A 13,334-nucleotide genomic window follows, 5' to 3' on the forward strand; every position below is an offset into this window, starting at 1 on the left:
ATACAAATTAATTAAAAAAGAGGGGCATAAGCCTTTTTAACTGACTTGTGTCACCCTCATTTTGAATTGTTTTATTTATCTGATTCTTCTTCTAGAGCTGTTTCTGTGCTAGTATCTGAACTTAAACTAAGATGTGTTTGTAATTGGGATTGAACATTTTGTAATGATTGTTGGTTTAATTGATAATAATAAGCTCCACCAATTGTAGAATCGCTACCCTCTAATGATAGAGTTTCAAAGCTAAGATTGCTTCCGTTAATAGCATAACTCAATAAGGATTTTATCTCATTAAATGAAAGATTTGTTTCCATGTTTTTACCAACTGCGTCGATGATATCTGTTTGTTTGGTAATGGAATTAAGGGAAACTGATTTTTTCAAAATCGCTTTTAAAATTTCCTGTTGACGTAATCCTCTATAAATATCACTGTCTTGATGGCGAGTTCTTGCAAGTGCTAATGCTTCTTCGCCATTTAAATTTTGAAGACCAGGTTTTAAGGTTATCGCGCCTTGTCTGTCTTTAGAATCTTGTTCCTTAATCAAATATGGAACTTCAACTTCGATACCATCAATTGCATCAACTACATCAATAAATGCGTTAAAGTTCATTTTTACATAATAGTCAATTGGAATATCTAAAACTTCTTGAACCGTCTCTATCGCAAGATCTGTACCACCGATTGCATGTGCCGCATTAATTCTTGTTTTATTTTGTTTACCAGGAATTTTCACATAAGAATCACGGGGGATACTTACTAATTTTACTGAATTTTCCTTTTTATTAAGAGTTGCGACCATTAAAGCATCAGATCTTGTTCCTTTTCCAAAATCCCGAGTTTCACTGTCATCTACCCCGATTAACAGGATTGAGACATTATCCATTTTAGGATCAACCTTTTCTTCCCTTTTTTGGGTTACAGATTCGACTGGTTTATATGACTCATTAACTACAGACTCGGCTTTATTATATAATAGTGTCCCGTAGGCAACTGCACTTATTGCGAGTACCAAAATAGGAGTAAGAATCCAAATAATAATTCGTTTTTTTCTCTTCTTCTTTTTTTGCTTTTTCCTCAATATTCTTAGATCTTGAGACATATTGGTTAACTCCTTTTTTATTTCAATGATTAATAAAAACCTCAATTAAGACTAAATTACATTTTACTATTAATTTGAAGTTTCGTAAATTGTAATTTTTTGTAGTTTTTTGGAGTTTTATAATAATATTCTAGACCTATTCGCTTTTAACGTTTCTAACATTAAAAAGTAACCGACAACAATCATTTTTCTGAAAATGACGTGGAAATAGGCAATTTTAAGATTCATAATATTATGGCATCTTAAGTTGATGTAATCGTAAAGTAATTATCTTCTATAAGAAAAGAAAAAAGCACTCTTTGCTAAATCGCATTGAATGCTTGGAAAAACTTTCTCTATCTAAAAACAAGTATTCATTTAAAGATTTCGTATTTATTTTTAGTTTTTCTTAAATCAATTGCTATTGACTATTTTTCTTTTACTATTGAATTAATTGGGTGTTTGTCCACCAACCACGTGTATCACGGAGCCATTGTGCCTTTTGTTCAGCAACTTCAAGTCCGGCAAATCCGCCTGTTACGATACGGAAATACCTTTCCATTCTTCCGGAAGGCTCATAAGTGGCCCACCAGCCTCTATTCGTAAACTGAGACAAGGATTGTCTGACGGCATTTTCGTCAAGAAACTCTCCTGTTCTAATCCGATAATAGTATACAAGTTCTCCCTTTTCCTCGTATGTGGCCCACCAGCCTCTTGCCGTAACACGTGCAAGTGATTCTTTTACTGCTGCTTCTCCACCAAGACCGCCTGTTACAATTCGATACATGTCAGGTTCTCCAGTTGGTTCGTAAGTAGCCCACCAGCCTGTGTCGCGTACTAATTCTCTAAGTGCCCGCTCCACATTCTCTTTTCCTTTAAATCCACCAGTCACAATCCGATAGATGGAATAGGCAGGTCTGGTTTTTTCATACGTCATCCACATTCCTGTGCTCGACTGTACAGCGTTCATGGCTTGAACTGTTGCATCTTCACCAGTATACTCACCTGTTACGATTTGAAAATATGGGGCAGTCTGTCCAGTTGACTCATATGAAGCCCACCACCCAGCCTGGACTTGAAGCTTATCCAACTCATATTTTACTTTGCTTTCACCAAGGATTCCCCCTGTGATTACGCGATAGATAGAAGGCGCATATGGGGTGTTCGGTACTTCTGGTTGAACATCTGTCGGAGCTTGTACCAATCCATATCCAAACCAAGGGTCTTTTCCTTTCTGCCCTAAATCGAGTGCATTCCCATCCAACAGGTTTCTTAATTCATTGTTTGTTAAAGTTGGATGTGCCTGTTTTAATAAAGCAAGATCTCCAGATACAAAAGGTGCTGCCATAGAGGTACCACTTAAATAAGCATATCCATTATTTAAATAAGTGCTTTTTATTCTAGCACCAGGCGCACTGATGTCCACCTCTGAACCGGTAGAAGAAAAACTTGCTCTATTCTTATTTGCATCAATAGCTGAGACTGCAATAACAGACGGATATTTCGCAGGATATTCCACGTTATCCCCTGTACCATCGCTCGTTCCTGCATTACCAGCTGCGGCTACAACCAAGATTCCATTAGTGTAAGCGTTATCGATTACGTTACGCAAAGCATCGGAAGGTAGGTTCGATCCTACACTCAAATTGATAATATCCATTTTATTTTCGATAGACCATTCAATTCCAGCAATAATATCTGACAAATAACCTTCTCCACTAGAATCTAAAACTTTAACTGCAAACAATGAGCTTTCGGGTGCTATTCCCACTACGCCCAAGGAATTCTTTTTTGCACCAATAATCCCTGCAACATGTGTGCCATGACCATTATCATCATAAAAACTAGATGAACCACTTACAAATGATACGCCACCAGAGATGGTCAAGTCTTCATGCTGGGCAATTCCAGAGTCAATTACGGCAATTTTCACACCTTTACCTGTATATCCGCTAGACCATGATTGTGGAGCGTTAGTTGTTTTGATACCCCAATCCTGTGTTTCATTTTTAATTTTGACAAGGGTGTCTTTTTCAACAGACTTAACATTTGGATTAGCTTCTAGTAAGTCGATTGCTCCTATTGGTATAGTGGCGCTAACTGCAGCAGCCTTCTCCAACTCTTGATCTACAATTCCATATTTATCTACTAAACTACTATCAGCATTCTTATTAAATACAACAATTACTTTTTCTGATTCTAGCTCTGCTGCCGTCGATGATCCTATCCCCGCAAAAAGCATTGATACGGAGAGGAAGGCTGAACTTATCATTTTGTGATATTTCCCCATGTAATGGTTTCCTCCATGCAATGTCATTACTACAATTTTGATTTTACTCGAAAATTGTTGTTATATGAATATTATTTTCTTTGCCTATTTACCCTTATTTTGGATGGTCGTGCATCAATTATTTAGAATTAGTTGAGGAGATTTAGTTAAAGTTTCTACTATTATATTTAATGTGAGAACTAAAACAAGAAAAGAACCCCATAATTAATGAAGTTCTTCCTCTAAATAGACGTTATTTCCTTCTTGTATATTACACTGAGCATTTGTTAATTCCACTAACCATTTTGAAAATTCCTGAACTCGATCCTCATCCACATAGACTTCAACTTCCACAACATCCAAATAACGAATTTCCTTTATCTTGTATTCGCTAGCCCGTAACTCTTTCTCTATTTTCCCAAGCCAAGTATATTCAATCTTCACATGCATGATTTGGACAAGCCTGCGTTCCACTATCCCCACAGCATCCAGCCCTTCAGAGGTCGCTTTCCCATATGCGCGAATTAACCCGCCTGCACCAAGTTTAATACCGCCAAAATAGCGCGTAACAACTACTACAGTGTCTTTCAGCTTCCTCTTTTTCAAAACCTCTAAGATAGGGACGCCGGCTGTTCCACTTGGTTCGCCGTCGTCATTGGCTTTTTGGATTTGGTCGTTTTCGCCAATGAGATAAGCAGAGCAGTTATGGGTGGCATCCCAATATTTTTTCTTTAGTGCTTGAATGAATTCTTGTGCTTCCGCTTCGGTTTCTGCTCTTTTAATATGGGCAATGAACCGTGACTTTTGAATGATTATTTCATTCTCTCCGGTTTCCTTGACGGTATAATATCGAGATAACATAGCGTGGCGTGGCTCCTCTCAGATTGATATCTGCCAACTTTTATCATTTTTTCGATGCTAAATGCCTAGTTTAAGCACTTTAGCCTATTTGTATTATTGGTGTAATATAACTTTAATATCTAAGTAAAACAACCCATGTTATAATAATTCATGTGTTAACAGGGGTAAATTAAATTAATTTTTTAATAATCGTTTAATACCCAATATTATACTACTAAACTCACGATGTTGGGAAAATTTTCAGTTGAATACTTAGTAATAGTAATATGTGCTAATACGCGTTAAACTAAGTAAAAGGTCTCTGGAGGAAAGAATGGCGAAATTTCAGAAGATTGATGTTAAGTCTATTGACGAGATTCGGGAAGAAATGATTGATACTGTGACAAGCAGTAAAGGTGATATCTTTCGAATAAGCGAGCAATGCCGACAAGACTATGAAAATATGAAGAATGAATTAAGTGAAATAAAAGATTCGATGGTCAAACTTGTAGAAGAAGAGGATTTTCTTGAAGAACAAGTATTAAAGGCTAGAATGAACTTATCCGAATTAAGCAGGAATTTTAAAGCCTATTCGGAGGCAGAGGTTCGAGAAGCTTATGAAAAGGCTCATCAATTGCAAATGGATCTCTCCATCAATTGGCAATTTAAAAAGCAACTATTGGAAAAACGTGAAGATCTAGAACGAAGATTAATGGGGTTAGAAGAAACGATTAATCGAGCAGATCAGTTGATATCGCAAATTTCTGTGGTAATGAATTACTTAATGAGTGATTTAAAGCTAATGGGTGAAGAATTGCAAAATGCGAAGGAAAAGCAGGATTTCGGGTTGAAAATTATCGAAGCCCAAGAAGAAGAAAGAAAACGCCTGTCACGGGAAATTCACGATGGTCCAGCACAAATGCTCGCCAATGTCATTATGCGTTCTGATATTGTGGATAAGGTCTATCGCGAACAAGGACCAGATGAAGCATTATTAGAGATGAATAGCTTCAAAAAAATGGTTCGCGCGGCCCTTTATGAGGTTCGGAGAATTATTTATGATCTGCGCCCAATGGCACTTGATGATTTAGGATTAGTTCCTACCCTCAGAAAGTATCTACAAACGATCGAAGAATATCATAACGCTTCAAAAATTAATTTTGTGAATATTGGACTAGATCAGCGGCTACCTACGAAGTATGAGGTTGCTCTGTTTCGATTAATTCAAGAATCGGTGCAAAATGCACTAAAACATGCAAATGCCTGCGAGATAAGAGTAAAACTTGAGATGACACAATCCTCCATCAATGTCGAAATCAAAGACAATGGAGCTGGATTTGAAATAAATCAAAAAAAGCCGGAGTCTTTTGGCCTAATTGGCATGAAGGAGCGAGTCGAACTGCTTGAGGGCGAGCTAACGATTGATTCAAAAATTGGCAAAGGAACGACCATTTTGGTACAAGTTCCATTATCGAATAAATCATATTAAGTTGAAGGATTAAGGGGGTAATACCATGACGACCAAGATTGCTATTATCGATGACCACCAGTTATTTAGAGAAGGAGTTAAACGAATTTTAGAATTTGAAAAATCCTTTCAGGTTGTGGCCGAAGGGGATGATGGCGGAGATGCTACTAGAATTGTGAATGCATACAATCCTGATGTGGTAATTATGGATATTAATATGCCTCACGTGAATGGCATTGAAGCTACACGCGAGTTGGTGGAGAAGTTCCCTGAAACAAAGGTCATCATCCTTTCGATTCATGATGATGAAAACTATGTTACTCATGCCCTGCAAACAGGGGCAAAGGGTTATTTATTAAAAGAAATGGACGCAGATGCATTGATTGATGCTGTACGTGTTGTGGCTGATGGTGGCTGCTACTTACATCCAAAGGTAACGCATAACCTTGTGAACGAATATCGCAAGCTGACAGCTGGCCGTACAGGTGGAGGAGCATTTGTTCAAACACTTGAACTCCGTCGCCCGCTGCATCTGTTGACTCGCCGCGAATGCGAAGTATTACAAATGCTCGCAGATGGAAAAAGCAACCGTGGTATTGGGGAAGCGTTGTTTATCAGTGAAAAAACGGTTAAAAATCACGTGTCAAACATCCTGCAAAAAATGAATGTTAATGACCGTACACAAGCTGTTGTTGTCGCGATCAAAAACGGCTGGGTAGAGGTTCGTTAAAAGATTACGATGGACACGCTCTTTAAAGGGCGTGTCCTTTCTTTTAAAAAGATCAATTATCATATAAAATACATAATAGATGGAAAAATGATTAAGGATGGTATTCAAAATATGAGAACGGCTGTTGTTACAGATAGTACAGCGTATATCCCAAAGGAGATACGCGAGCAATTTAATATACATATGATTCCGTTAAATGTTATTTTCGGGAATGAAGTTTATCAGGAAGAAATTGATATTACGGCATCACAATTTTATCAAGAGGTAAAAGAAAAGGAACTACCTACAACATCACAGCCGCCAGTTGGGAAATTTGTTGAGTTGTTTGAACAGCTATCCAAGGATTATGAGGCAGTAATTTGTATTCATCTTTCCAGCGGGATCAGTGGAACCTATGCGGGCTCGGTTACTGCCAGCACGATGGTGGAGGGAATCAAGGTCTTTTCCTTTGACTCAGAAATCAGCTGTATGCCACAGGGGTTCTATGCAATCGAAGCGGCAAAAATGGGACTGGATGGGGAAGAGCCAGAGCTCATTATGTCGCGGTTAGAGGAATTAAAAAAAACAGCCCGAGCGTATTTTATGGTTGACGATTTATCGCATTTGCAGCGCGGTGGACGCCTTTCAAGTGCTCAAGCCATCATCGGCAGTTTGCTTCAAGTCAAGCCGCTCCTTCACTTCCAAGACAAGGTCATCGTCCCATTTGAAAAAATTCGTACACGCAAAAAAGCGATGAAACGGATAGCGGATCTCTTAGGAGAAGATGCGGCCAGTGGTGAAGCTTATCAAGCATCCATAATCCATGCGAATCGCGAGGAGGAAGCATTGGAATGGAAGACTGAGCTTGAAGCTTTGTATCCAAATGTAGAATTCTCCATCAGCTACTTTGGAGCCGTCATCGGCACCCACCTCGGCGAAGGCGCCATGGGTATGGGCTGGATGAAAAAATAAAAAAAAGCATTCGCGCACAAGCGTAGGATGCTTTTTTTTTGTTAATAATGAAATAAGGGTGGCTTTCGATTTTTATGGTTATTTGGAATAAATAGCTATAATTTCCCTATGGAGGTAATAATGCTAGAAAAAACTATTACTGATATTTTATTATTAATTTCACTTAATGGGATTATTTCATGCATATTAATATTATCTTTTCAATTAGTTGCAAAATCCTTTCACTTTATGTCTATTGTTAGCTGGTTTTTAGAAGACATCAAAAAATTTGCAATAAATGTTCTTAGTATCTCTATCATCTTGATGATAACAGGTAAGTATCAACTGAATATAATTAAAAATTTGGAACAATCAAATCCCAAAGCAATCACAGTAATAAAATATTCTTTTATAGTAATTTTAACAATAATTGTATCATTGATAACAAGTTACAACAGTCAATACTTCCAGTTCAGTTTGGATGCGGTCGCAACTGACCAATGGATATTAGCAAACATTCAAATTTTTATAGCTAGTGCGCTAGTCTTCTTTTTCATTTATTTATTTATGTTTTCATTAATTGGAGAAATTTATATTAGTTCAATTATTACCTCCATTTTAATATTAACCCTAGGCTATGTGCACTATCAAAAGCTGAATTTTAGAATGGAGCCGTTATATCCTTCTGACTTAAGTCAAATAAAACAAGTAATTGATATTATACCAATGATAGGAGAATATATATCTTTTACAACAGTTATTGTCATTGTAATAGTAATAGGAGCATTACTTTATCTCCTTAGGTTTTTACCAAAGGCAAATCTTCGAATTTGGATGAGAGTTATATTATTAGTAGTAACTACCGTGATGCTTTATTCTATATTCTATTTTCCAGAGACTTTTATGAAAAAATACATTGAGGATACAAAAGTGGATATAGTGAAATGGAATCAGTTGGAAAATTATAGTACTAACGGATTTGTCTTTGGGTTTATTTCTAATCTGCACACTGATGTTCTTGATAGACCAAAAGGTTATTCAAAAAAGTTGGTGTTAGAAACTGCTGATAAATATATTATTTCAAATGGTAACCAATCCGAGGTTGAAAAGCCCAATATTATCTTTCTTATGAATGAGGCATTTTGGGATCCAATAAAATTAGCAAATGTACAGTTTAGTAGTGATCCACTTAAGAATTTTCGTAGCCTTTTAGAACGCCATTCTGGTGGCTATTCTTTATCACCGGTTTTTGGTGGAGGAACTGCAAATGTTGAATTTGAGGCGTTGACGGGACTATCAAATTATTTTTTAAAGGTGGGTTCTATTCCATATCAGGATGTTATTGATAAAAAAGCATTTATACCTACGATTGCAAGCGAATTGAATTCAATCGGGTATAAGTCTTTAGCAATTCACCCATACAATAAAGTTTTTTATAAGAGAAATAAAGTGTATCAAACATTTGGATTTAATCATTTTCTCGACATGGAGAAAATGAAATATAAAGAGGTGGCTGGGACATATAGGTCTGATGAATCTTTATCAAAAGAAATCATATATCAAGTAATGAAACAGAAAGAACCTTTGTTTATACATGCAGTATCAATGCAGAATCATCAATCATACCCTAATGACCGATATGAAAACACCGAGATAAAGGTTGTAGGTCTTTCGGAGGAATCAAAAGGAATTCTAGAGATATATACAGAAGGTGTAAATCAGGCAGATGATGCTATGCAATTGTTAGTTAATAAGCTTGAAAAGTTAGGAGAACCAACAATCATTGTTTTTTGGGGTGACCACCTACCTTCACTAGGTCCTAATTTACAAGTGTTTAAAGAAGCTAATTATTCAAACGCAAATGACAAAAATCTATATGAAAAGGAACTTTCGGAAACACCATTACTCTTTTATGCGAATTATCCTATAAATAAACAAGAAATACAGACTTTGAGTCCGATTTATTTTGGTCCTATTGTTTTTGATATGGCAGGTTTGAAAAAACCATCATTCTATAATCTTCTTGATAAGATCAAATTAGAACTCCCTGGTTTAAAAGACACAATTCAAATTAATGGAAACCAACAATTTGTAACGGGAAAGTTAACGAGAGCACAAAAGGAGCTCCTTGCCGACTACAAATTAATACAATATGATTTACTGATCGGAAAGCAATACAGTAAAAATATTTTATTTTCCAAATAAGAGTGGGAAACCACTCTTTTTTAGTGTTTAAAAATTTGATTATAAACTTTTAATAAATAATGCAGGGATTTACTATGTTTTTGGCGAAGAAACAACTAACTAATATAAAGAAGGTGAAATTTTGCGTTTCCATTTAAACATTGAAAATTTAGTCCAACAAAAATATAATGAAAATTCCCTGCCCATCTCACAAATCCCAGAGATCCCCCAGCCTCCACTTAACAAAAACTACTCCTTCGATCCTGACTTTCAGAAGCTCCTCGCCGGTAAACAACTGCTCCTCGATGATATTCCGAGCCCATTAAACGTAATCCAAGCCCATTATGAAAGTGGATATATAACCTATCGTAAAGGGATTGAGTACATTGGGAAAAGTCCCGTCTGTGTCCGTTGTGGGAACAAGGAGCATCACTGGTTTGCCCAATTTCCCTGCTCGAGATGCGGCGAAACTTGTCTTTACTGCAGAAAATGCTTGATGATGGGCAGAGTCGCTGCCTGCAGCCCGCTCATTGGCTGGAATGGTCCTTCACCACAAACTCAGCTACCAGCAAAGATTCTCGAATGGCAGGGGAAATTATCAGAGGGTCAAAAGTCTGCTTCTGATCAAGTGGTAGATGCAATCGAGCAAAACCAAGAACTCCTGGTCTGGGCGGTTTGTGGGGCAGGAAAAACTGAGGTATTGTTTGCTGGAATTGAGTCAGCACTTATGGCTGGAAAGAGGGTCTGCATCGCGACACCTAGAACGGATGTGGTTCTAGAACTGACCCCAAGGCTTAAGGCTGCTTTCCCCAAAATAACCGTTGCTTCTTTATATGGAGGAAGCTCAGACCGCCATCTCTATGCCCCGCTTACAATTGCCACTACTCATCAGCTACTTCGCTTTTATCATGCCTTTGACACCATCATCTTGGACGAGGTCGATGCTTTTCCCTACACGGTCGAGGAATCACTGCAATATGCCGCTATTCAAGCGCGCAAACCTACATCGGCCATGATCCACCTAACGGCAACACCCAATGACAAATGGCAGCGTGAATGCCGTTCAGGAAAACGAGCCTTCACTACGATCCCAGCCCGATTTCATCGCCATCCACTCCCAGTTCCCCGATTTGAGTGGTGTGGCAATTGGCAAAAACTCTTGAAAAAAGACAAACTTCCATCGAATGTCCTTAGTTGGATAAAACATCGAATTCAACAGAACAAGCAAGCGCTAATCTTTTTCCCCCATATTCGCCTAATGGAAAAGGCACTCCCGATTCTTCACCACTATGCTCCTAATATTGAAGCTGTTAATGCCGAGGACCCCAAACGAAAAGAAAAGGTCCAAAAAATGAGAAACCAAGAGCTTTCCATATTGCTGACAACAACAATCTTAGAGCGCGGGGTTACGTTTCCCAACATTGATGTCGCTGTGATTGGTGCGGAGGATGATATTTTTTCCGAAAGTGCTCTTGTCCAAATTGCTGGAAGAGCAGGCAGGAGCAAGGATTTCCCTGATGGTAATGTGACGTTTTTCCATTATGGAAAAACAGAATCAATGTTAAAGGCACGAAAACAAATTACTGCAATGAACCATGAAGGAGTCAGAAAGGGTCTGATTGACGAATGAAATCATATATTACGAACTTATTTCCTAATACCCACTGTTTAATTTGTCATGAAATAATCCATGTTGAAACTAGCTGGGGATCAATTTTTTCTGCAGAGAAAGTTCAGCTTCTATGTTCTTCTTGTGAGGGACAGTTTGAAACAATAGAAGGGGACGTATGTAGAATCTGCAGCCGGTCATTTGAAAATTTGGAAGATAAATTCCGTCATGGAGATCTATGCCATGACTGTTTTCGCTGGGAAGGTGATCCAGAATGGCAGGGGTACCTTCATCAAAATATATCTATTTATCTTTACAATGAGTTTTTTAAGGAAGTGATGGCAAGGTATAAGTTTCGGGGAGATTATCTATTAGCCAAAATATTCGCTGAGATGATGAAGGACTTTTTGCGAAAAATAAATCCAGATGTCCTGATTCCAATCCCATTAAGTGAGAAGCGGCTATATGAGCGTGGCTTTAATCAGGCGGAAGCTTTAATTATCGAAGCTGGTTACCAGCCAACAAAAATGCTGTCACGAATCCATTCGGAAAAACAGTCAAAAAAATCTCGTCACGAGCGGATTCATATTCCACAAGTTTTTCAAGTTGAAGTAAGAGAAAACCTAGCAGGTAAAAATGTGCTGCTCATTGATGATATTTACACAACAGGTTCTACACTTAGGCACGCAGCAAAGCTTTTAAAAGTAGCGGGGGCGGAAAGGGTACAATCCCTCACACTTGCCCGCTGAATCTTTGTGTTTAAAATTTCATTTTGAGAGCCTTATGTGCCATTTCGACATCATGGCCTAACAATTGACCTAAATCATAGGAAGGATACAGACCGTGGTTATACATATAATTAAAGACACGCTCATGTCCTTTAATAGCTGCGTTTAATTGTTTGGAGAGGACATTTCGCAATGCGGGGGTTGCTGTTTCCGTTATGGCTACCCCAAGGTTTCGAACCATCGTTTTTGACAAGGCGAGTAAGTCTCCTGCGTAAAAGCCAATGTCCTCCCGATAATCGTCCTCATCCCTGCTTTGATAGCCCGGGGCTGATGGGTAGAATTTTAACAGTTCCTTAAGATTTTGCTCAAGGTCATGAATGCATTTTCGATACAGTTCTTTTAATTCTTGATCAGGGACTTTTTTAAAGGACATTTTTAGTTTCATCAACCCGATTGACTGAAAGGCTACAAGTTCATGCAGCTCCAATGTTTCATGCCAGGCAAGAGTTCTCCTATCTTGTTGTTCCAATTTGCATGCCTCCTTTTACTTTTTTCACTTTTGTAGCCTATTCATAGGTCGTTTTAGTGGTAATTTGTCCCAGTAAATAATAAACTAAAGATGTAGAATCCTTTATTAAAAAAGAGTCCAATGGAGTCGATGCTTGTCACTATTTCCCCTATGTTTTTGTCAAAAAATCGACATATTTTTTGTTCTGATTTAGCAGGATAATCATAGGGTAAAATAGAAATGTAATTACATAGGAATATAAAGGAGGAGTCCACAAATGAATTATAACGTTCGTGGTGAAAACATTGAGGTAACTCCAGCAATTAGAGAGTATGTGGAAAAGAAAATTTCTAAATTGGAAAGATATTTTACCGAAACACCTGAAGCCAAAGTAAATGTGAATTTAAGATTCAATCAAGATAAAACATCTAAGGTTGAGGTAACCATTCCACTTCCGAATTTAGTTCTTCGTGCAGAAGAAACAAATGTTGATATGTATGGGGCGATCGACTTAATTTCTGATAAGCTAGAACGTCAAATCCGTAAACATAAAACAAAAGTAAATCGTAAGTTCCGTGAAAAAGGTGATTTCCCAATTACCTTTGCCGTTTCTGAAAATACAGAGGCACATGATGTGGAGGATGAAGATTTAGAGCTTGTTCGTACCAAACGTTTCGATCTTAAGCCGATGGACAGCGAGGAAGCCATCCTGCAAATGAACCTGTTAGGACATAGCTTCTACGTATTCAACAACTCTGAAACCAACCGTACCAACGTGGTATACAAGCGTAAAGATGGTCGATATGGTTTAATTGAAACACATTAATATGAATTTGTAGCGTAGCTCCCAGCATTTTGGGGCTGCGCTTTTATTTTGTAAAAAATCACCAACTGGATATCTAGAGGGCAAAAGGATTGTTACTCAAGGTAATGGTCTATTTTTGTGGAAAAATTTACGCATTTCTTATTCCTGAAAAAAAATATACACTCTT

Annotated in this window: 11 protein-coding genes; 7 read left to right on the top strand and 4 right to left on the bottom strand. The window is 37.8% G+C overall.

The features are described 5' to 3' along the window. Positions 1-71: 71 nt before the first annotated feature. From ACWM35_RS18740 to ACWM35_RS18750, 3 genes are all read right to left on the bottom strand, one after another. On the bottom strand, positions 72-1,097 hold the full coding sequence (locus tag ACWM35_RS18740) for an LCP family protein (protein WP_454820384.1): 1,026 nt from the start codon (positions 1,095-1,097) through the stop codon (positions 72-74). A 421-nt stretch (positions 1,098-1,518) separates the two neighbouring features. Beyond that, a complete protein-coding gene (locus ACWM35_RS18745; RefSeq protein WP_454820385.1) occupies positions 1,519-3,366 on the bottom strand; it encodes a S8 family peptidase in 1,848 nt (615 codons plus the stop codon). Positions 3,367-3,570: 204 nt separating this feature from the next. Then, positions 3,571-4,206 (bottom strand): YigZ family protein, encoded by a 636-nt coding sequence (locus ACWM35_RS18750; protein ID WP_454820386.1) that lies wholly within the window; start codon positions 4,204-4,206, stop codon positions 3,571-3,573. A gap of 313 nt (positions 4,207-4,519) precedes the next feature. On the opposite strand from ACWM35_RS18750, the gene ACWM35_RS18755 reads away from it, so the two are divergent. The 6 genes from ACWM35_RS18755 to ACWM35_RS18780 all read left to right on the top strand — a co-directional run bounded on the left by ACWM35_RS18755 (position 4,520) and on the right by ACWM35_RS18780 (position 11,855). Further along, on the top strand, positions 4,520-5,674 hold the full coding sequence (locus tag ACWM35_RS18755; protein WP_454820387.1) for a sensor histidine kinase: 1,155 nt from the start codon (positions 4,520-4,522) through the stop codon (positions 5,672-5,674). A gap of 25 nt (positions 5,675-5,699) precedes the next feature. Next, entirely contained in the window at positions 5,700-6,383 is a 684-nt protein-coding gene (locus ACWM35_RS18760; protein WP_454820388.1) for a response regulator, read from the top strand. 111 nt (positions 6,384-6,494) lie between these two features. Then, complete coding sequence (locus ACWM35_RS18765) at positions 6,495-7,334, top strand: DegV family protein (RefSeq protein ID WP_454820566.1); 840 nt, start codon at positions 6,495-6,497, stop codon at positions 7,332-7,334. Positions 7,335-7,454: 120 nt separating this feature from the next. Then, the gene (locus ACWM35_RS18770) at positions 7,455-9,518 is read left to right on the top strand and encodes an LTA synthase family protein (protein WP_454820389.1); all 2,064 of its coding nucleotides are present in this window, start codon (positions 7,455-7,457) and stop codon (positions 9,516-9,518) included. A 121-nt stretch (positions 9,519-9,639) separates the two neighbouring features. Next, positions 9,640-11,127 carry a DEAD/DEAH box helicase gene (locus ACWM35_RS18775; protein WP_454820390.1) on the top strand — a complete coding sequence of 496 codons (1,488 nt, stop codon included), beginning with the start codon at positions 9,640-9,642 and terminating at the stop codon, positions 11,125-11,127. After that, positions 11,124-11,855 carry a ComF family protein gene (locus ACWM35_RS18780; protein ID WP_454820391.1) on the top strand — a complete coding sequence of 244 codons (732 nt, stop codon included), beginning with the start codon at positions 11,124-11,126 and terminating at the stop codon, positions 11,853-11,855. The genes ACWM35_RS18775 and ACWM35_RS18780 overlap by 4 nt, the downstream gene beginning before the upstream one ends. A gap of 10 nt (positions 11,856-11,865) precedes the next feature. Here the strand turns inward: ACWM35_RS18780 and ACWM35_RS18785 are convergent, their stop codons facing one another. Further along, entirely contained in the window at positions 11,866-12,363 is a 498-nt protein-coding gene (locus tag ACWM35_RS18785) for a spore coat protein (protein ID WP_454820392.1), read from the bottom strand. A gap of 256 nt (positions 12,364-12,619) precedes the next feature. Between ACWM35_RS18785 and hpf the strand changes: the two genes are divergently transcribed. After that, positions 12,620-13,168, top strand: coding sequence for a ribosome hibernation-promoting factor, HPF/YfiA family (gene hpf, locus ACWM35_RS18790; protein ID WP_454820393.1), 549 nt, complete (start codon positions 12,620-12,622; stop codon positions 13,166-13,168). Positions 13,169-13,334: the final 166 nt, after the last annotated feature.

It is taken from the genome of Neobacillus sp. K501 (assembly GCF_053749995.1).

What these genes read in the sequence shown, in the direction of transcription:
- ACWM35_RS18740 (WP_454820384.1), bottom strand. Translation starts at nt 1,097, where the DNA reads ATGTCTCAAGATCTAAGAATATTGAGGAAAAAGCAAAAAAAGAAGAAG.
- ACWM35_RS18745 (WP_454820385.1), bottom strand. Translation starts at nt 3,366, where the DNA reads ATGGGGAAATATCACAAAATGATAAGTTCAGCCTTCCTCTCCGTATCA.
- ACWM35_RS18750 (WP_454820386.1), bottom strand. Translation starts at nt 4,206, where the DNA reads ATGTTATCTCGATATTATACCGTCAAGGAAACCGGAGAGAATGAAATA.
- ACWM35_RS18755 (WP_454820387.1), top strand. Translation starts at nt 4,520, where the DNA reads ATGGCGAAATTTCAGAAGATTGATGTTAAGTCTATTGACGAGATTCGG.
- ACWM35_RS18760 (WP_454820388.1), top strand. Translation starts at nt 5,700, where the DNA reads ATGACGACCAAGATTGCTATTATCGATGACCACCAGTTATTTAGAGAA.
- ACWM35_RS18765 (WP_454820566.1), top strand. Translation starts at nt 6,495, where the DNA reads ATGAGAACGGCTGTTGTTACAGATAGTACAGCGTATATCCCAAAGGAG.
- ACWM35_RS18770 (WP_454820389.1), top strand. Translation starts at nt 7,455, where the DNA reads ATGCTAGAAAAAACTATTACTGATATTTTATTATTAATTTCACTTAAT.
- ACWM35_RS18780 (WP_454820391.1), top strand. Translation starts at nt 11,124, where the DNA reads ATGAAATCATATATTACGAACTTATTTCCTAATACCCACTGTTTAATT.
- hpf (WP_454820393.1), top strand. Translation starts at nt 12,620, where the DNA reads ATGAATTATAACGTTCGTGGTGAAAACATTGAGGTAACTCCAGCAATT.